The sequence below is a fragment of the Deinococcus sp. LM3 genome (assembly GCF_002017875.1).
Classification (GTDB): Bacteria; Deinococcota; Deinococci; order Deinococcales; family Deinococcaceae; genus Deinococcus.
On the sequence record NZ_MUFV01000003.1, the window covers coordinates 215,236 to 235,119 of the forward strand.

13 protein-coding genes are annotated in these 19,884 nt (G+C 72.3%); 2 read left to right on the forward strand and 11 right to left on the reverse strand.

The window, feature by feature from the left end; genetic code table 11:
* Positions 1-1,051: 1,051 nt before the first annotated feature.
* Positions 1,052-3,262, reverse strand: coding sequence for an HD domain-containing phosphohydrolase (locus BXU09_RS16955; protein ID WP_168174653.1), 2,211 nt, complete (start codon positions 3,260-3,262; stop codon positions 1,052-1,054).
* Positions 3,263-3,464: 202 nt separating this feature from the next.
* On the opposite strand from BXU09_RS16955, the gene rsgA reads away from it, so the two are divergent.
* On the forward strand, positions 3,465-4,481 hold the full coding sequence (rsgA, locus tag BXU09_RS16960) for a ribosome small subunit-dependent GTPase A (protein WP_168174654.1): 1,017 nt from the start codon (positions 3,465-3,467) through the stop codon (positions 4,479-4,481).
* Between the two features lie 78 nt (positions 4,482-4,559).
* On the opposite strand, the gene BXU09_RS16965 is transcribed toward rsgA, so the two are convergent.
* Genes BXU09_RS16965 through BXU09_RS16975 form a run of 3 tightly spaced genes read right to left on the reverse strand, consistent with a single transcriptional unit; the run spans position 4,560 to position 8,909 of the window.
* The gene (locus BXU09_RS16965) at positions 4,560-5,744 is read right to left on the reverse strand and encodes a maltose ABC transporter substrate-binding protein (RefSeq protein ID WP_078305521.1); all 1,185 of its coding nucleotides are present in this window, start codon (positions 5,742-5,744) and stop codon (positions 4,560-4,562) included.
* Positions 5,745-5,766: 22 nt separating this feature from the next.
* A complete protein-coding gene (locus BXU09_RS16970) occupies positions 5,767-6,837 on the reverse strand; it encodes a glycosyl hydrolase 53 family protein (protein ID WP_078305522.1) in 1,071 nt (356 codons plus the stop codon).
* Positions 6,834-8,909, reverse strand: coding sequence for a beta-galactosidase (locus BXU09_RS16975; RefSeq protein WP_078305523.1), 2,076 nt, complete (start codon positions 8,907-8,909; stop codon positions 6,834-6,836). Before BXU09_RS16975 ends, BXU09_RS16970 begins: the two co-directional genes overlap by 4 nt.
* A 370-nt stretch (positions 8,910-9,279) precedes the next feature.
* On the opposite strand from BXU09_RS16975, the gene BXU09_RS16980 reads away from it, so the two are divergent.
* Positions 9,280-10,353 carry a LacI family DNA-binding transcriptional regulator gene (locus BXU09_RS16980; RefSeq protein ID WP_078305524.1) on the forward strand — a complete coding sequence of 358 codons (1,074 nt, stop codon included), beginning with the start codon at positions 9,280-9,282 and terminating at the stop codon, positions 10,351-10,353.
* 155 nt (positions 10,354-10,508) lie between these two features.
* Here BXU09_RS16980 and BXU09_RS16985 read toward each other — a convergent pair whose 3' ends face one another.
* From BXU09_RS16985 to BXU09_RS17015, 7 genes are all read right to left on the reverse strand, one after another.
* The gene (locus tag BXU09_RS16985; protein WP_078305525.1) at positions 10,509-11,243 is read right to left on the reverse strand and encodes an ABC transporter permease; all 735 of its coding nucleotides are present in this window, start codon (positions 11,241-11,243) and stop codon (positions 10,509-10,511) included.
* A 58-nt stretch (positions 11,244-11,301) separates the two neighbouring features.
* Positions 11,302-12,144, reverse strand: coding sequence for a molybdate ABC transporter substrate-binding protein (gene modA, locus BXU09_RS16990; protein WP_346417596.1), 843 nt, complete (start codon positions 12,142-12,144; stop codon positions 11,302-11,304).
* Positions 12,141-13,319: a substrate-binding domain-containing protein gene (locus BXU09_RS16995; protein ID WP_078305526.1), complete on the reverse strand. Its 1,179-nt coding sequence runs from the start codon at positions 13,317-13,319 to the stop codon at positions 12,141-12,143. The genes modA and BXU09_RS16995 overlap by 4 nt, the downstream gene beginning before the upstream one ends.
* 112 nt (positions 13,320-13,431) lie before the next feature.
* Positions 13,432-14,925 (reverse strand): sensor domain-containing diguanylate cyclase, encoded by a 1,494-nt coding sequence (locus BXU09_RS22000; RefSeq protein WP_078305527.1) that lies wholly within the window; start codon positions 14,923-14,925, stop codon positions 13,432-13,434.
* Positions 14,926-14,995: 70 nt separating this feature from the next.
* Entirely contained in the window at positions 14,996-15,628 is a 633-nt protein-coding gene (locus tag BXU09_RS17005) for a hypothetical protein (RefSeq protein ID WP_144012317.1), read from the reverse strand.
* 119 nt (positions 15,629-15,747) lie between these two features.
* On the reverse strand, positions 15,748-16,905 hold the full coding sequence (locus BXU09_RS17010; RefSeq protein ID WP_168174655.1) for a GGDEF domain-containing protein: 1,158 nt from the start codon (positions 16,903-16,905) through the stop codon (positions 15,748-15,750).
* Positions 16,906-17,036: 131 nt separating this feature from the next.
* Positions 17,037-19,880, reverse strand: a complete 2,844-nt coding sequence (locus BXU09_RS17015) for a hypothetical protein (RefSeq protein WP_078305530.1) — start codon at positions 19,878-19,880, stop codon at positions 17,037-17,039.
* Positions 19,881-19,884 lie beyond the last annotated feature (4 nt).

The following is a 19,884-nucleotide window of genomic DNA, read 5'->3' on the forward strand; positions in this document are numbered from 1 at the left end:
CCTCTGTGAGAAGACTGGTCGACCCGGTCATGGTGACTGTGCGGCTCGACTGCGGCTGGAGGCGCTTCGATCCCTTCTTGCCAGGAACTTCACAGGAGGATCAGGTCGGCATGGCGATTGACAGGTGCGGTATGTCAGCTCAAGGTGGCTGGGCATGACAGGCCGTATGGGAGGCGGGTACCGAGGTCACCGTAACAGGAGAGGACACTGCCAGAGTATGAGAAGTGTATATGAGGTCTCATACGGACTCCGATTGAATGGACTGCAAAGACCATTCAATCCGAGCGGATGCGAGTGGGAGCAGGGCGGGTTCCGGACGTGGAGCTGGCAATCCGGTGAAGTTCCGGATTGTCAGCGAAACAAACGGAATCCGTATCATGCCTGATCTGAAATCACACGGACTCCGATTGAATAGGCTGCAAAGCCCGCTGGGTCCGAGCGAAGCGAGTGGGAGCAAAACGCCCCTCCGGACGTGGAGCTGGCAATCCGGTGAAATTCCGGCTTGTTAGCGACATAAACGGAATCCGTATCAGTCGTCATTCTGGTCGACGCGCATGCCGGTAACTGCGAGCGAAACGCTAAGCACACTGCGTTTATCTTGTAGATAAACCGCGCGGAGCGCGGAGTAGAAACAGTGCGTTGGAGTGGGCATGGAGAGGTTGTGGCGCTTTCCCGAAATCTCGCAATGGGAGCTTCAACGCTGATACGAACTCCGATTGAATGGCTTGCAAAGCCGCTGGGTACGAGCGGACTTGCAGAGCTTCGCACAAGAGCGAGTAGGAGCAGAACGCCCCTCCGGACGTGGAGTTGACAGATCGTTGGTGTTCCGATCTGTCAACGAAACAAACCAACTCTTACAATGCCCGCCGCGCCCATGCGAAGCGCTTCACTGCGGATGGATCCCGATTGACTGTCTTGCCGTTGCATCCGGGCAGCAGCGAGTGGTCTGTGTTCAGGCTAAGAGTCGTGGCGAATTCGATTTTTTCATTAAGAAAAAATAAACCTCCGTGAGGGTGCTGGATCAGCTGCGCACCTCCTGTGGAGGCGCGGTTCAGGCCGGGCGGCCGAGTTCGCGCCCTTGCAGGGTCAGGAAGGCCCGGACGACCTGCGGGTCGAACTGCCGCCCGGCCTGCGCGGCGATCTCGGCCAGGGCCGCCTCGCTGCTCCAGGCGTCCTTGTACGGGCGGGCGCTGGTCAGGGCGTCGAACACGTCGCAGACGCTGAAGATCCGGGCCAGCAGCGGAATGTCGTCGCCGCGCAGGCCCTGCGGGTAGCCGCTGCCGTCCCAGCGTTCGTGGTGGCTGCGGATCACGTCCAGCACGGCGGGCATCAGGTCAGTCAGCTGCGCGGCGAGGTCCGCGCCGAGGGTCGCGTGGGTCTTCATGGTGTCCCACTCGTCCGGCGTGAGCGGCCCGGCCTTGAGCAGGATGCGGTCCGGGATGAGCAGCTTGCCCAGGTCGTGCAGCGCCGCGCCCTGCCGCAGCATGTGCAGTTCGCCCGCGCCGAGGTTCAGGGCGCGGCCCAGGTCGGTGGCGAGATCCACGACCCGGCGCGTGTGGCCCTGCGTTTCCATGTCGCGCGCCTCGAGCGCCACGCCCAGCGTGAGCAGCGCGGCGTCCTGCGACGAGAGCGCCTGCCGCACGCGGATGCTGGCCGACAGGATCGCGGCCGCCCACAGCCCGAACTCCTCGGCGACTTTCAGGGACTCGGCGTCGAAGGCGTCCTCGGAACTGAGGCTGTCGAGGTTCAGTTCGGCGTACACGTTGCCCTGCACCCGCACGGGGATCAGGATGTTCGCCTGCAACTCGTTCTGGCGCCCGGCCTCCTCCAGCGTCCGCTGTTCCGGCGAGTCTGGTGCGTGCGCGCCCCGCGAGCGGCGGCGCAGTTCCTCGCCGGTCAGGACGCGCGGCTGCCCGGCCTGCCACGCGGCCGGCTGTCCGTGCCAGTACAGCATCTGCTCGGACGTGTGGCGCGTGCCGAGCAGGTCGTCGGTGTACCCGGACTGCACGCGCACTTCCGACCACTCCGCGCCGCGCACGCTGATGCTGCCGGCCTCCGCGCCGGGCACGCAGGCGATGGCGGCGTTCAGGAGTGCCTGCAGGTCCGGCTCGTCGCCCGGATTGCCGTTCCCGGCGATGAACTGCAGCAGGGTCCGCAGGGTACTCACGGCCGGCGAGGTCCGGTTCAGCGGGGTGGTCGCCGCTCCCTCCGGCGCGCGCTGCCAGCTGTCCAGGATGCGGTGACGCCCGGCCTGCTTCGCGGCGTACAGCAGGCGCTCGGCGCGCGGCAGGGCGTCCGGGCCGGCCGTGACCAGCCCGCCGGACAGCGTGACCCGCAGGTCGGACCGGCCCAGCCGCGCGGTCAGCTGCGCCGGCAGGGAACGGCGCGCCCGGTCCGCGAGGTGCCGGGCGTCCTGCACGGACTCGGCGCGCAGCAGCGCCGCGAACTCCTCGCCGCCCAGCCGGTAGACCGTCCCGGCGCGGCCCAGTTGCCGCTCGAGCACCTGCGCCGCCGCCTGCAACACCTGATCCCCGACCTCGTGCCCGTGCTGCTCGTTCAGCGCCCGGAAGTGGTCGAGGTCCAGCAGCAGCAGGTACCTGTCCCCGCCCGCCTGCGCGGCGGCCAGCTCGAAGGCGCGCCGGTCCGGCAGGCCGGTCAGCAGGTCCGTGGTGGGGGCGTCCGGCGCGGCGCGCTCGAAGGCGCGGGCCACGGTGGCCACCACGGTGGTCCACAGACTGAAGCCCAGCACGCTGAAGGTCACGACCATCAGGTACGGCAGCGCCGCGTCCGTCACGGGCCGCCCCAGCATCAGGAACGTCGGGAAGACCGTCAGGGCCGCCGGGCCGAAGATCAGCAGTGACCGGCGGGCATTCTCGCGCAGCGGCAGGTGCGGCGCCGCGCCCCGGTGACGCAGGCGCGACGCGAGCAGCAGCACCAGCGTCAGGTGCAGCAGCGTGCCGCCCAGCGCCGGCCCACCCACCCACACGCGGTACGCCGTGACCGGCAGCGCCGCCAGCAGCGCCCAGCCCGGCCCGAGGCGGTAGGCGGCCAGCGCCAGCGGCACGAGCCGCAGGTCGATGAACAGCTCCGGCCCGGCCGGGAAGGTGAACAGCAGCAGCGCGGCGCTCGTCAGGCCGTACAGCGCCGCGCGCAGCGGCGCCACCCAGCGCCCACGCCGCGAGAAGGTCAGGCCCATCAGCAGCGCCGAGGTGGTCAGGATACACACGTTGACGTAGAAGGCGCCGATCAATGTGTCTGCCACGTCCGGGTGCATGAGTACCCGCAGCCTGCCACGCGGCCTCTGGCAGGCTTGTCACAGCGCCGACCTGCGGAGTTCATGATGAATGGCGAGCGGGGCCGCAGCGTCCTGCCCGTCCGCAGCGCTACCCTGCCGGCATGAAGTTCGACTGCCTCGCCCACCGCGCGGGTGCCCCGGCCCCCCGTCGCCCCGCCGGACGGTCCCGTTGACCCCCGCTTCCCCCACCCCCGAACTGCTGGCCCTCGGCTGGACCGACGACCTGCAGGAGGCCCTGAACGCCGCCCTGAAGGCCGCCGCACCGGACGACCGCCCCGGCCTGCACCCGGCGCGCGTGGCGGGCGTCGGGCGGTCCTCGCTGCGCCTGTGGGCCGCCGACGGCGAACACGACGCCCTGCTGACCGGCGCGATGCGGCAGGACCCGGACACGCAGCCGGTCATGGGCGACTGGGTGATCGCGCAGACCCTCGCGGACACCCCGGAGCGGCGGGTCACGGCGCTGCTGCCGCGCCGCACCACCTTCGCGCGGGCCGTGAACGGCGGCCTGGGCCGGCAGGTCATCACCGCGAACGTGGACACGGTCCTGATCGTCACCGCGCCCGACCAGGACTTCGACCTGCCGCGCCTGGGCCGTTACGTGGCGGCCGTGCAGGCCAGTGGCGCGCAGCCGGCCCTGATCCTGAACAAGACCGACCTGACCCCCGACCCGCAGCGGTACCTGACCGAGCTGGGCGCCCTGGCCCCGGACGCGCCGCTGCACGCCGTGAACGCCCGCACGGGGGATGGCCTGGGCGGCGTGCGCGCCCTGCTGAGCCCCGGCCTGACCGCCGCGCTCATCGGGTCGTCCGGGGTGGGCAAGAGCACCCTCACGAACGCCCTGCTGGGCCGCGAGGCCGCGCAGACCGGCGGCCTGATGGCCGAGGGCCTGGGCCGCCACACCACCACCGCCCGCACCCTGTACCGCGTGCCGGGCGGCGGGTTGCTGGTGGACAATCCGGGCCTGCGCGACATCGCCGTGTGGGACCCGGAGGGCGTGGCCGCCGATCCCGCCCGCATCGAGGAGATCGCCGCCGACTGCCGCTACCGCAAATGCACCCACACCGGAGAGCCGGGCTGCGCCGTGCAGCGCGCCGTCGCGCGCGGCGAGATCAGCGCCGAGCAGGTGCAGGCGTACCAGGAGCGCCGCGCGCCTGCCCGGCGGGGTGCGGGCCGACCCCGCCGCTGAAGCGCTGAAGGGGCGTCACGGACGCGCCCCCTGCCGGGTGACAGGGGGCGCGTCCGACCAGGTCTGCGCGATCGGCGCTTATTTTATGCTTCCATTGATCTCCTTCATGGCGGCGTCCAGGATGGACCGGTAGTCCGGCGTGGGTTTCTGCACGGCCTGCGCCACGGCATTCCCCCACGGTCCCCAGATGGACCCCATCTGCGGCACGTTCGGCATGGGCGTCCCGGCCGAGATGGCCCGCCCGAAGCCCTGCACGACCGGATTGCTTTTCAGCTGCGTGCGGGCGGCGAGACTGACCGGGATGCGGCCGCCCGCCTGATTGAAGCTGGTCTGCGAGGCGCGGCTCACGAGGCTGCGCGCCAGGGCGCTGGAGGCGACCTTGTTCTTGCCGTAGGCGTTCAGGATCACGCCCTGCACGCCCACGAACGGGCTCCATTTGCCGGTCGCGCCGGGAGGGGTGGGCAGCGTCGTGATGCCGAAGTCGATGCCGGCCTTGCGAATGTCCCCCATGTCCCACGGGCCCGTGATGAACATGGCGAGGCGGCCGTCCACGAACGCGCCCTTGGCGGCGTCGGCGCTGACGCCCTCGGGCACGAGTTTGTACCGGTAGCGCAGGTCGTTCAGCAGGCCCAGGGCCTTCTGCGCGCCGGCGTTGCCGATGCCGACGTCCTTGACGTTCAGGGTGCCGGCGTTGTTCCTGAAGATGTAGCCGCCGTAGGCGCTGAACACGCCGTAGTTGGCGTAGGCGTTGCTGAGGTCCATCAGGAAGCCGTAGCGGCCGTTGGCGGTGTTCGTCTGCGCGGCGCGGATGAACTCGTCCCAGGTGGTGGGCGCTTTCGGCACGAGTTTCTTGTTGTAGATCAGCGCGACCGACTCGGCGAACATGGGCAGGCCGAACAGTTTACCGCCGTAGGTCATGGCGCTCAGGGCGGTCTTATCGAGGTCGGTGCGGGTGGTCAGGTAGCGGTCGAGCGGTTCGACCACGCCGGCCGCCGCGAGTTGCCCCAGGCGGTCCTGCGGCAGCGTGACGATCAGGTCCGGTCCCTGGCCCTTGGGCGCGGCCTGGATCAGCTTGTCGGGAATCTGGTCGAGCGGCACGGACACGATGCTGACCTTGTGGCCGCTGGCCTTGGTGTACGCGGCGACCTGCGCCTGGAGCCACGCGACCTCGCTGGCGTCCGTGAAGTGGTTCCAGACGGTCAGGGTGGCGGCCGAGGCCTGGGCGGTCAGCACGAGGGCGGTCAGGGCAAGCAGTTTCTTCATGGAGTCCTCCGGGGTGGGGCGGTCAGTTCAGGCCGTCGATGGCGGGCGTGGCGCGGGCGTCGTCGTCGAACAGCGAGCGGCGCGAGGCGTCGTCGTCGGTCCAGTCGGCTTTCAGCCAGCGGCTGCTCTGGGACCAGAAGGCGCCCCAGTAGAACAGGCCGCTGCCGCCCGCCTGCCGCACGACCGGCGTGAGGGCCCGCAGGTAGTCCAGCTGTCCCTGACGGGTCTGCGGGTACGGGACGTTGTCGTAGCCTTTCTCGTTGGTGTCCCAGTACAGCGCCGTCTCGGCGACGATCACGGGTTTCCCGAACGCCGTCTTCAGTTTCCGGATGGAGTCGCCCAGGTCCTCGAAGGTGCCGTGCCACATCGGGTAGTACGACAGGCCGATGGTGTCGAACTGCCCGCCGGCCTTCGCGAAGGCGCGGTACCAGGCGACGGTGTCGTCGGCGTCACCGATCTTGGCGATGTGGATCATGACGGGCGTGCCGGGCTGGGCGTCGTGCACGGCGCGTGTGCCGGCGTTCGCCAGGGTCGCGAAGGTGGTCATGTCGTCGTTACGGATGCGGCCCGGTTCCCACAGCATGCCGCCGTTGATCTCGTTTCCGACCTGCACCATGTCCGGCGGGGTGCCCTGTGCCGCCAGTTCGTTCATGACGCCGCGCGTGTAGTCGTACACCGAGGCGCTCAGTGCGGCCGTGTCCTGCCCCTTCCAGCGCTCGGGGAGCCACTGCCCGCCGGGATCGGCCCACCAGTGCGAGTAGTGCAGGTCGAGCAGCACCTTCAGGTTGTGTTTCTGCGCGTCGAGCATCATGGCCTTCACGTACGGCAGGTCCTGGGTCAGGCCGTAGCGGCCGTCCGGGTCGATCATCAGGCGCACCCGCACCCAGTCGTAGCGGTGATCCCGGATGATCTGCAGCGCCGGTTTCACCTGCCCGTCCAGGTCGCGGAACTGCACGCCGCTGCGCTCGGCGTCCCGTGCCTCGGAGACGTCCACGCCGCGCATGAACGCGTCGGTCTGGGGGGTGGTGGCCTCGGAGCAGGCAGGCAGCGCGAGGGTCAGCAGGGCGGTGAGCGGCAACAGTCTGGAATTCATGTGGACTCCTTGAGGCGGGGCTCGGCAGATGCGGCGGCGGGCGGGGTGTCGGGTGAGGGGTGCAGGTGCGGCGCGGCGCGGGCCTGCACCTCGGCGGTCCGCAGGAACGTGGTGCTGACGGCCGCGAGTTCCAGGTCGCACCACGCCACGGGCTGCGCGTTCCAGTTCTGGAGCAGCGTCACCTCGCCGCGCCGGGACAGGCGCACGCCCTCGGGCAGGTCCAGGGTGGGAATGTTCGCGGCCCGCAGCGCCCCGGCCAGCACCTCGCCGATCAGTTCCGGGCTGTGCGCGCCGATCAGGGTGACGAGGCCGCGCCGGGTGACGGCCGCCTCGCCGCTCAGGGGTCCGTCCGCGTACCGGTGCAGAATCTCGGTCGCGGGGTCCTCGGCCGCGTAACTTTCGGCCCACAGCGCCGCCCGGTACGACCCGACCTGCTGTGACATCCCGGCAGGCAGCGAGTCGAAGTTCAGCAGGCGCGTTCCGGTCAGCTGCGCCAGGAGGCCGCCCGGCGCGGTCTGCGCGGCCCGGCCGGACGCGGTGCGGAAGGCGGTGCGCGGCCCGAACACCACGCGGCTGTGCCCGGCGGCGGCTCGCAGGTGCCGGGCGCGTTCCGGGGTCATCAGGGTCAGGGCCGGCGCGACGATCAGGTCGTAACGGTCCAGCGGGCTGTCCGGGTGCAGGATGTCCACGTCCACGCCCAGTCGGCGCAGCTCGCGGTAGTACGTGAACACCTGCGCCCAGTAGCTCAGGCCCTGCGCGTGCGGCTGCGCGCCGTACAGCCACAGGCTCTCGTAGTCGTGCAGCAGCGCCACGCGGTTGCGGACCGGCACGCAGGGGTAGCGGGCCGGGTCGATGCCTGCCACCTCGGCCGCGCCCCGGTCGGGCGTGCCGTCGTGGCGCAGCAGGCCCGAGTGCAGGATCTCCTGCGCCATCGTCGCGGCCTGCCAGCGGAAGTACGTCACGGCGTCCGCGCCGTGCGCCCAGGCCTGCGCCGTCCACAGGTTCACGGCGCCCGGCGCGGGCAGCGGGTTGCTGGGCGCCCAGTCCACCTGCCCGCACTGCTGTTCCAGGATCCACAGGCCCCGCCCGGCGCCGGTCAGGCCCCGGTACAGGTCGTGGTTGAAGGCCGTGACGTCCGGGTGCCCGGTCCGCGCGTACGTCAGCGCGAACGACGGGTCCAGCAGCTTCCACTCGTCCAGGGCGCCCAGCGTGCCGGTCGGGTAGTTGTCCCACGCGGCGAAATCCAGTCCGGCCGCCACCTCGTAGTGGTCGAAGGCGCTGAAGAAGCCCATGAAGTTGTGCGTCACGAACCGCCCCGGCGAGGAGCGGCGCAGCAGTGCGACCTGCTCGGCCTGGAACGCCGCGACCTGCCCGGAGCTGAAGCGCATGAAGTCCAGCAGGTGCGACGGGTTGCTGGCCGACACCGCCTGTCCCGGCAGCGGGATCTGCGTCCAGTCGCCATACTCCATGCTCCAGAACACGTTTCCCCACGCCTCGTTCAGGGCGTCCAGGGTGCCGTAACGGGCGTGCAGCCACGCCTGGAAGGCCGCCTGCGCGGCGGGTGTGAAGCTCTGGGCGGTGTCGCCCCAGCCGAACTCGTTGTCGGTCTGCCAGCCGATCACGGCCGGGTGCGTGCCGTACCGCTCGGCCATGGCCTGCGTGACCCGCACGGACGCCTCCCGGAAGGCCGGGCTGCTGAGGTCCGCGTGCCGGCGTGATCCGGCCGTGCGCCGCCGCCCGTCACGGCCGACCGGGAGGATCTCCGGGTGCGCCTCGACCAGCCACGCGGGCGGCGCGGCGGTCGGAGTGCACAGCACCACCTGCAACCCTCCTGCGACTGCGACCTCGATGGCCTGATCCAGCCAGGCCCAGTCGAACTCGCCGGGGCGGGGTTCCAGGCGACTCCAGGCGAATTCGGCCAGCCGCACGAAGCTCAGGCCCAGACGGCGTTGCTGCCGGGCGTGCCCGGGCCAAGTGGCGGGGTCCACGTGTTCGGGGTAGTCGCACACGCCCAGCGTCAGCGGCGCGGGCCGCGGCGTGGAGAGGCTGGAGGGATGGGTGTGGTCGCGCATACGTCACCTGCTGGCAGAGAGGGAAGGGGGCGTGGGGTCGGCAGCGGGAACGCCGGACGGCAGGCGTGCGGGCAGCAGCCGACCGGCGGGAGGGGCCGTGCGGAGGGTGGTCAGGTGCCCGGCGGCACCCGTGGTCATGAAAGGGTTCTGATGTACCGATCACCCTAGAAACTGTGAAGGTTAACATGTGTAATTCGGGCACGGTTGGAGCCTGAGTGGGAGCCTGCCTGTCGTGAGAAGTCCAATAAGAGCTCTCCAGGCCAGCATTCGTGAAGCGGAGGCCGACCGGGTTGCTGCCCCATGACAGCAGGCTGACCTGAGCTCTGCCGCGCTGGTACCCAGGGGTTGTTAGGGTTAACATGCCGGGCATATGCGTTCCCGTACTCCCGTCACCCTCGCCGACGTCGCCGCCCTGGCCGGGGTGTCCCAGCAGACCGTCTCGCGGGTCGTGAACAACCTGCCGAACGTCTCGGCCCGCACCCGCACGCGCGTCACGCAGGCGGCCGCGCAGCTCGACTACGTACCCAACCGCCTCGCCACCAGCCTCGCCCGGCAGCGGACCTTCACGGTCGGCTTCGTCACGAACGACCTGTCCCTGCACGCCCCGTCCCAGCTGACGGCCGGCATCGAACGCGCCGCCCGCGCCGCCGGGTACAGCCTGATCGTCTCCATCGTCCCCGAGGACAGCCTCGCGGCCGTCACGCACGCCGTCCGCGCCCTGCGCGAGCGGCAGGTGGACGGCGTGCTCATCAACGCCTCCATGACCCCCGCCGACGCGGCCGCGCTGCGCCGCCGCCTGCCGGACCTCGCGTGCGTGTTCATGGACGTCACCCCGGACACGCCCGTCCCGGCCGCGCTGCTCGACCAGGAGTACGGCGCCCGCCTCGCCGCCCGGCACCTGCTGGACCTGGGCCACACCCGCGTCGCGTTCATCACGCCGCCCGGACAGGCGGTCGTCGAGAACACCCGCGAACACGGCTGGCGGCATGTCCTGGCCGCGCGCGGCCTGACCCCGGTCGCGGCTGTCAGCGGCGACTGGAGCCCGCACGGCGGCTACCTCGCCGCGCAGACCCTGCTGGCCGGGCCGCCCTTCACGGCGCTGCTCGTCGCCAACGACCAGATGGCGGTCGGCGCGCTGCGCGCCCTGTGGGAACGCGGCCTGAACGTCCCGGCCGACGTCTCGGTCATCGGGTACGACGACACCCCGGAGAGCGCGTTGCTGATCCCGCCGCTCAGCACCGTCCGGCAGGACTTCCCCACGCTGGGCGCGCGGGCGTTCACGCACCTGCTCACGCAGCTCTCCGGGGACCCGCCGCCCACGCCGGTCGTGACCCGCCCGGAACTGATCCTGCGGGCCAGCACCGCCCCGCCCCAGGCCCCGGACCGGGCCGCCGTGCAGGACGCGCTGGCCCTGCTGGCCCGCCACCTCGCGGCGCGCGGGTAGAGGTCGCGCCCGGCCGCGTCAAGCGGGTTCCGTTCGTTTCGCTAACAATCCGGAACTTCACCGGATTGCCAGCTCCACGTCCGGAACCCGCTTGACCCCCACTCGCATCCGCTCGGATTGAAGGGGCTGCAAAGACCCTTCAATCGGAGTCCGTATCAGCCGCGCCGGGCCGCGAGGCTGCGCACGATCAGCAGCACCGTGAACGCCACGCAGACCATCACGGCCGACAGCACGAGCGCCGGGCCCAGGTCGCTTTCCAGCGCGGCGTACACGGCGAGCGTCACGGTGCGCGTGCGGCCCTGCAGCGACCCGGCGAACAGGATCGTCGCGCCGAACTCGCCCAGCGCGCGCGCCCAGGCGAGCACCAGTCCCTCGAGCAGGAACGGGAAGGCCAGCGGCCACGTCACGTAACGGAACACCTGCGCGCGCCCGGCCCCGTCGATCTGCGCGGCCTGCTCCACGTCGCGGTCCACGGCGCTGAAGCCCGCGCGGGCAGCCCGCAGGTAGAACGGCGCGGACGTGAACAGCTGCGCCATGACCACGGCGGCCGGCGTGAACGCCAGGCTGACGCCCGCGAGTTCTAGCGGCGCGCCCAGCAGCCCGGTCCGGCCGAACACCAGCAGCAGCCCCAGGCCCGCCACGACGGGCGGCAGCACCACCGGCAGGTCCAGCAGCGTCTCCAGTACCGCCTTGCCCCGGAAGTCGAAGCGGGCCAGCAGGAACGCGACCGGCGTGACCAGCGTCACGGTCAGCAGGGCACTCAGGCCGGTCGTCCAGAGGCTCACGCGCAGCGTGTCGGTCACGGCGGGACTCAGCAACGTCGGCAGGAACGAGGCGTTCAGGCCGCGTGAGAGCAGCGTCAGGGTCGGCAGCAGCAGGAACGCGGTCATCAGCCCGGCCAGCAGCAGCGGCAGCGCGGGCGGCCGGCGCCCCGACGGACCGGGTTGCCTACCGGGCAGAGCGGAACCCCCACTTCCGGAGGATGCGCTGCCCGTCCGCGGACAGCAGGTACGCCACGAACGCCCGCGCCTGCGGCGCGCTGCGCGAGTCCAGCGTCACCCCGACCGGGTACGGGGTCAGCGCCGCGAACCGGCCGGGCAGCGCCACGGCCTGCACGCGGGCCTTCAGGGCGGGCGTCACGTCGCTGCTGTACACGACGGCGGCGTCCGCCTCGCCCAGCTGCACCTTCAACGCGACCTGCCGCACGTTCGGTTCCTCGCTGACCACGTTCTTCATGAACCGCGCGGCGTAGTCCCGGCCGTACGTGCCGGCGCGGTCCACGGCGCTCAGCAGCTGCCGGGTGTACTCGCCGGCCGGCACGCCCGGCGCGGCGATCACGATCCGCAGGCCCGGCCGGGTCAGGTCCGCCAGGGTCCTGACGCGGTCGCTGCCGCGCGGCACGATCACGGTCAGGGTGTTGCGGGCGAACACCTGCCGCGCCGCGACGACCTTCCCGACCAGCGGCCTGAACTGCGTGTCGCTGGCGCTGGCGAACACGTCGGCGCGCGCGCCGTTCTCCAGCTGGGTGCGCAGGGTCTGCGAGCCCGCGAACTGGAAGGTCGTGCGGTTCCCGGTGTTCCGGTCGAATTCCCGGCCGATCTCGGTGAAGGCGTCGGTCAGGGACGACGCGGCGAACACGGTCAGCGCCGCCGCCTGCGCGCCCCCGCCCAGCAGCAGCAGGGCCGGCAGGAACAGGCCCGCCAGCAGCGAGAGCGGCCGGGAGCGGGCCGGGCGCGGGGCGCGGGTCAGGAGTGGCCAGATGGGGAGTGGCCGGGTCGGGCGGTGATTCACGGGTGGACCTCCAGGGAGAGCGGTGGGTCGGGATCGGGCAGGCTGCGTTGCCAGACCTCGCCCGCCTGCGCCGCGTCGTAGCCGCCCAGCGCGTGCAGGTCCGCGCGGAACGCGGCGCTGCGGGCCGCGCCCAGCAGCGCCAGGATGCCCGGATGCCGCGCGTGCTCGTCCGGGACGGCCAGGTCGAAGCGTTCGGTCTGGAGCGGCACGAACGCCAGTCCGGCTGCCAGCGCCGCCGAGCGCGGTCCCGGCGCGGCGTCCGCCTGCCCGGACGCCACCAGCGACGCGGCCTCCAGCGGACTGCGGGCGACGGCGACGGCCGGCGGGTGCGGCAGGCCCGCTGCGCGCAGCCAGCCGTCCAGCAGCAGGCGACTGCCGGAACCGGGTTCGCGCGTCGCGAGGCGCACGTCCGCGCGGCCCAAGTCGGCCGGGCCGCGGATCCCGCGCGGGTTGCCGGGGGCCAGCAGCAGGCCCTGCTCCCAGGTCCACAGCGTGAACAGCGTGGCGGGTCCCAGCGCGCGGCGCGTGAACGGCAGGTTCGAGGTGCCGCTCGCCGCGTCCCACAGGTGCAGGCCCGCCGCGTGCGCCTGCCCCTGCGCCACGGCCCGCAGCGCCGGGAGGCTGGACGCGGCCCGCAGGATCACCCGCGCCGACGGGTCCAGGCGGGCGGCGTGCGTGACGAGCAGATCCAGCGCCGGGTCGCAGCCGGTCAGGACGGCCGTGCGCGCGGCCGCCGCCAGGACCTCACCGGTCGGCGCCAGCGGCTGGGCGCTCAGGGTGCCGTCCGGCGCGGTGACGATCACGGTCGCGTCAGCCGGGACGTGAAAGGCCCCGGCAGGCAGTGGCACGGCCAGCAGGTCCTCGCGGCCCGCCGGGTCCGGCAGGTGGGCCAGCGCGACGCGGGTGCCGGGGGTCAGCGATCCAGCTCCGCGCGCCCGCAGCGTGGGCGGCCGGGCCGGGCCGCGCAGCGTGAACAGGTCGTCCACCCGGCAGTGCAGGGCGGCGGCCAGCCGGAAGGCCAGCAGCGTACCGGGCACCGAGTCGCCCACCTCGATCTTGTGCAGCGCCTGCCGGGAGATCCCCAGCTGCCGCGCCAGGTCCGACGCGCCCACCCCCAGGCCCTGACGCCGCTCGCGGACCCGTGGTTCCAGGGTCGGGAGCGGGTCGGGAATCATGCCGCAGGTTAACTGTGGGTTGACAGGGCGTCAAGCCTGGATGACATCGGGAGTCGGATGGAAGATCACCGCCGGCCCCGCCCGGAGGCCAGCGTGAAGGAGGCTATAGGCCTCAGCGGGAGGGGGTGCGCGAACGCTTCTGCTCGTACAGCCGGTGATCGGCCTGTTGCAGGGCCGCCGCATGGTCCTCGGACCCGCCCGGCCACTGCGACACCCCGAACGACGCCCCCGCATCCGGGAACCCCGCCCGGTGCACGGCCGCGACCGCACCCGCCACCCAGGTGCCCAGCGTTCCGTCATCCGTCCCGGGCCGCAGCAGCGCGAACTCGTCCCCGCCGATCCGGTAGGCCGCGCCGCCCGGCGGGCACCCGTCCCGCAGAGCCTGACCGAACACCCGCAGCAGTTCGTCCCCGGCCGCGTGGCCCTGCGTGTCGTTCACGACTTTCAGTCCGTCCACGTCCACCACGGCCAGCTGCCCGGCCGGCAGTTCGGCGTCTTCCAGGAACGCTCGGCGGTTCCCCAGCCCCGTCAGCAGGTCGGTGCGCGCCGAGGCTTCGGCCTGCCGCGTGATTTCCCGCATGCTCATGGCCTGCCGCATGACGTTCGCCGCCGCCTCGAACAGCTCCCGCTGCCGCGCCGACCAGCGCGCCTCCGGGCGCAGGACCGCGAAGATCATCACGAAGGCCTGCCCCCCGTACGTGCCCAGCGGCAGCCACGCGATCGCCTGCGCGCCCGCCTGCACCACCGCCTCCGAGGCGCCCGGCAGCGCCGCGTACTGCTGCTCGTAGCGCGCCTCGACGCCCTGCGCGACCGACCACACGATCCCCTCGCCTGGAGGAAGCGCCCGCGGCATCAGATCCGAGAACGCCTGCCCGGCCGGCGTGACGTTCCACATGTTCAGCGCCGAACTGCCCCCGGCCTCCACCGCCGCCAGCGCCGCCCAGTCCACCTGCGCGGCCTGCGCGACCAGCTCGATCGCGAAGGCCGCCGTGTCCTGCGGCGGCAGGTCCAGCTGCGTCAGGGTGCTGACCCCCAGCAGCGCCTCGTTCACCGCCTGCGTTTCCCGCAGGAAACTCACCATCTGCGCGCGCCCCTGCGCCTCGGTTTCCAGTTCCCGTTTCGTGAACCGCAGTTCCAGTTCGCTGACGACCATCCCGGCCAGATCCGTCAGGGCCGCCTGATCCTCCGCGCTGAACGCCGCGCGCGGCTGCGGATCGATCACGCACAGGCTGCCCAGCTTGAACCCGTCCGGCGTGACCAGCGGCGCGCCCGCGTAGAAGCGGATGAACGGCTCGCCCGTCACCAGCGCGTTCCCGGCGAAGCGCGGGTCCTGCCGCGCGTCCGGAATGACCATCACCCCGTCCCCCAGAATCGCGTGCGCGCAGAACGACAGCGACCGGTCGGTCTGCCGGGTATCCAGGCCCAGGCAGGCCTTGAACCACTGCCGGTCCTGATCCACCAGTGAAATCAGCGCGATGGGCGCCCCGAACAGCCGCGCGGCCAGATGCGTGACCCGGTCGAAGGCCCGTTCGGGCAGCGTGTCGAGCACCGCGTACCGGGCCAGCGCGGCCAGCCTCTGCTGTTCAGTCTCCGCTCCGTGGCTCATGCGTCCATCATGCCAGACGCGCGCCCTCCCGGTCGGAAGAACCGCCCGTCCGGGGAGGGGAACGGGACGGTCAGGGCAGCGGCACGTCGTCCCAGTCCAGCGCCGTTCCCCGCAGCGGCACGGCCTGCAGCGCCCCCAGCGCCTCGCGCAGCGACCGCAACGCCGCCTGCACCTCCTGTTCCGCCTGCACCGACACGTCCGGGGCCGGCCCCCGTGACCGCCGGAATGAGAACAGCCCCCGCGCCGCGACCGGCTGGGTCGCCCGTGCCTGCGCGTCCAGCGCCCCGGCCAGCGTCTGCGTGAGGGCCGCCACCTGCGCCTCCAGGCTGCCGGGAATGACTTCCAGCACCCCGCCCGCCGCCACCACCGCGTGCAGCGGGGCCGGATCGGTCCCCAGCGGCGCGCCGCAGCGGCCCAGCAGGTGCTGCGCGTGCCCCAGCGACGACCCCAGCCCCACGCTGGCTCCCGGCCGTTGCAGGCGCTCGCCCAGCAGCGCCGCGACCTCCGGGGCCGGGCCGGGCAGCAGCAGCAGCCGCAGCCAGTGGCCGCGTTGCCGGTGCGCGTGAATCACCGACACCGCCTGCCCCGCGCGGTACGTCAGGTCGTCGCTGTGCAGGATCTGTTCCAGCAGCGCCGGACGCCGCGCCGCGCCAGCAGCGGAACCGGGTACCGTTGAAGAAAACGGAAGGGAATCGGACGGCATGGCCTGCATGGTAGGTCATCGGGCCGCTGCCCAGACCCGGCCGGCCTGAGCAGGAGGGCCGGGTCTGCCCAGGCTGGGCTCCCGGCCACCTGACCTGGGAGACGCGGAACGCCGGGGGATCACGCGCTGGGCGCCGCTGGGCGGGCCCCGCCCTCCCCGGCCGCGCCGGCCAGCATCACCCGGTTGCGCCCGGCGCGCTTGGCGGCGTACAGGGCGTCGTCCGCCTGCCGGAAGGCGCCGCGCAGGTCCTCCCCGGCCGGCCAGTCGCTCACGCCGACACTCACGGTCACGCGCAGGTCGTTCCACACGGCCCGCTCGACCGCCGCGCGCAGCCGCTCGGCCAGCCGCGCCGCGCCCCCCAGGTCCAGCGGCGCCCACACGATGAACTCCTCGCCGCCCCAGCGGGCCGTCACGGCGCCGCCCGGCACGTGCCCCGCCAGGACCCGCCCGACGGCGGCCAGCACCTCGTCTCCCACCGCGTGCCCGTGGCGGTCGTTGACGGCCTTGAAGGCGTCCACGTCCAGGACCAGCAGCGCCCCGGCCTCCCGGCGCGGCCGGTCACCGGTCTGCTCCTCGAACCCCCGGCGGTTGAGCAGGCCGGTCAGGGCGTCCCGTGACGCCAGTTCCCGCAGCGCGTGCGTGCGCCCCGCCAGTTCCGAGAGGGTGCTGCGCATCACCACGCCCACCACCAGCAGCGAGAACATGCCTGTATTCACCCACTGCGCCGTGCGAAGCTGCTGCGGCGGCACGCCGCTGAGCAGCGAGACTTCCAGCCGGTACGCGATCAGCAGCCCCACCGACAGCGGAATGGACGCGCGCGGCGGCAGCACCAGCAGCAGGCCCGTCACGATGAACAGCAGCACGTTCCCCAGCAGGTCGAAACTCAGGACCTGCTCGGGCCGCTGCGCGTACAGCGTCAGGAACCCCGCGCCGCTGAGGGTCAGCAGCCCCGCGAACACCCGCTCGGCCAGCGGCAGCCGCGCCGGACGTCTGCCCACCAGGACGAACAGCAGCAGCGACCCGGTCATGACGCCCAGGTGCAGCGCGGCCGTCAGCCACGCCCGGCGGCTCAGCAGATCCAGCAGCAGCAGCGTCAGACCCGGCGCGGCGCACAGCAGCGCGAACAGGTACCCGCGCAGCTTCACCCGGACGACCTCGGGCGCGTCTGTCCAGGCCGGGTCCCCGGAACGGCCGCTTCCGCCTGACCACCACGCCGCCAGCCGCCCGGCGGGAGCGGGGCGGCGCGGCGAAACGTGCGTGCGGAGCGGTCTGCGCATCATCCTCCGGGTTTACCTGCCCGCAGCATGGCGCGCCCCGCCTCACGAAATTCTTTCCGCGTGGGCAGCGGGCAGGGGGAGGGAGCCGCACCGGCCCTCCTCCCCCTGCCCGCCGGGCGCCGGGTGCCGCGTCAGGGCACGAGCACCTCGAAGCACACCCGCCGCGTGTCCCCGACGGCCAGATCCGGCAGGCGCACCGTGACGGTCCGGGTCACGATCTCGCCGGCGTCGGTGTCGGCGGCGTCGGTCAGCGCCGCGCCTTCCAGGGTCAGGCTGCCCGGCACGTACGCCGCGACGCCCTGCAACGTGTCCGAGACGGTCACGCCCGTCAGGAGGTCGGGGGTGGTGTTGCGGACGTTCAGGCAGTAACGCAGGCGCTCGTTCGGCAGGGCGTCCACGGCGGTGGCGACCACGCCGTCGGCCCGCGTGAGGTTCTCCACGGTCTTGACGAGTTCCGCGCCGGGCGTGACGGTGGTCGTGTCGGTCACGCTGGCGAGGTCCTGCACGTCCGGCCGCCCGGCCCAGACGAGGCTGGCGGTCGCGAAGGTCGCGCGGGTCGTGCCGACCGCCGTGCCGGCCGGGACGGTCACCTCGACCTCCAGCGCGCAGCTGCGCAGGCGGCCGTCCGGCAGGCGCGGCCAGCTGCCGTCCACGGTGACGCTGCTCACGGCGGTCCGTTCGGCGTCGCTGACTACGCCGTTGCAGTCGCTGTCCAGGAACACCTGCCCGCTGAACCCGCCGGTGGTGGCAAAGGAGACCGTGCCGGTCGTGCCGGGCGTGAAGGTGTGGGCGTAGCGCACGGTCAGCGGCGCCTCGCCCCGTCCGCTGCGGTCGGGGGTCAGGCCGACCCGTCCGGTCAGGCCGGCATTCAGGGTCTGGTCCGCGCCGCTCGGGGTGGGCAGCGCGTAGTCGCGCAGGGCCGGGTCGCTCACGTCGCCGGTCAGGGCCGCCACGCCGTTCAGGCGCACGCCGGTCACGACCTCGGTGGCCGTCGCGCCGGACCGGAAGGTCACGCCGGTCCAGTCGCCCGGCACGTACAGCGTGTACGAGCCGTCTGCGGCGGTCACGGCGCTGCGGGTCACGGCTGCGCCCGCCCGGGTGCCGCTGACGGTCAGGGTGCGGGCGGCCAGGGCCGTCTCGTCGCCCTGCCGCGTCACGTCGTGGGCCGCGCCGCTCGCGCCGCGCCCGTCGTCACGGAACACCACGCCGCTCAGACGGTCGCCCTGGAACAGCCCGAACTCCTGCTCAGGAACCGAGGTGCTCGCGGCCGTGACGGTCACGGTGCGCGTGCCGTTCAGCGGGCTGACGAACACGAAGCCGCTGGGGTTCCCGGCGCTGGTCGCGGCGGCGGTGCGCGCGACCGGCAGGGTGTAGGTACCCTCGCCGAGCGCCAGCGTGAAGGTGCCGGCGCCGGCCGGAACCTGCGCGGAGGCCTGCACGCGCCCGCCCGTCACGGCGTTCACGAAGGTGGTGGGGCCGTCCCAGCTCTCGGCGTCGCGCGCGCCGTCGGGTTGGCGGTCGTGGTACACCACGCCGGTGACCGTGCAGACGTTCCCGACGCCGCCGACCGTGAACACGGCCTCGCCGATGCCGATGCCCAGCAGGCGCAGCAGCTGATCGACCGTGGCCATCAGCACGGTTTCCAGCACGGGCCGCAGGACCAGTCCCAGGGTGCTCAGGACCGGGGACAGCGCCGCGCTGATCGTGCTCGTCACGAGCGCCGTGGGGACCAGCGGCGCGGGGTCGCGGAGTTCCAGGGTGAGGTTGCCGGGCGTGCCCAGGCTGGTCAGCAGCGTGCCGACCAGCGTGCCGACGGCGGCGCTGCTGCTGCCGACCGTGTACGTCTGCGGGTAGGGGGGAGCGGCGGTGACGGTCGCCAGCGGGTAGGTGCCGTCCGCGAAGGCCCTGGCGCGGACGTTCAGCACGATCGGCACTTCCAGCAGGGGGGTGACCCGCACGCTCAGGTCCACCGTGCCGATGATCGCCTGCGTCAGCGAAGCGAAGGGGTTGGCGTTCGAGCGGTTGAAGAACACACTGTCGCTGATCTGTCCCAGGCCCAGCTGCGCCACTCCGGGCTGCGCGTCCAGGCTCAGCGCGCGGCTGATCGCGTCGACCGTGCCGATGGTGCCGCTGGCCTTCGCGACCTCCAGGTACAGGTCCAGGGTGGTCAGCGTGAGTTTCCCGTCGGTCAAACCGAGGACGTTCAGTTGCGTGCCGCCCAGGTCCACGTTCAGCTTGGCGCGGATGGCGGCCGTGTTGAACTGCGTGCCCTGCGGCCCGCAGCGGTACACCGGCGGCTCGATGACCTGCAGGTACACCCGCACGGTCGGCGTGACCGTGTTGACGCCCAGCCCCAGGCCCGACAGGCTCACGTTCAGGGCATTCAGCGTGACGGGCGTGGGGGTGGTCACGGCGTTGCGGTAGTTGAACAGCTGCACGCTGCCGGTCAGCAGGTTCAGCAGGTTCACCTGCGAGGTCAGGAACGCGGCGCTGCTCCCCTCCAGTTTCAGCAGGTCACCCAGCCGGATGGTGCCGTTCGGGGCCGACAGCGCGGGCCGCAGCAGGTTCAGGGCGTTCACGGCGGCCGTGTTCCCGGAGGTCTGCGCGGCCTGCGCGGCCACGTCCAGCACCTGCAGCAGCGTCACGTCGGCGTTCAGGGCCTCGCCGGTCGTGCCGACGCCCGCCTCGGCCGTCAGGGCGTCCAGAAACAGGCCCAGGTTCACGTCGGCGTTCGCGATGGCGTTCCAGTCGGCGGCGCTCAGGGTCAGGGACCCGCCGCCCAGCAGTCCCTGGAACAGGCCGTTCAGGATCACGCTGCGCTGCGAGTCCACGCTCAGCAGGCGCGGTCCGGCCGCGACGCACGCGACGGCCGAGCAGGACCCGGCCTGCGCGCCGGCGCTCCAGGGGGTGATCAGCAGGGTCAGCAGCAGTGCCAGGCGGGACAGCCAGTGCGGCGCCCGGTTCGGTCGGTTCATTCGG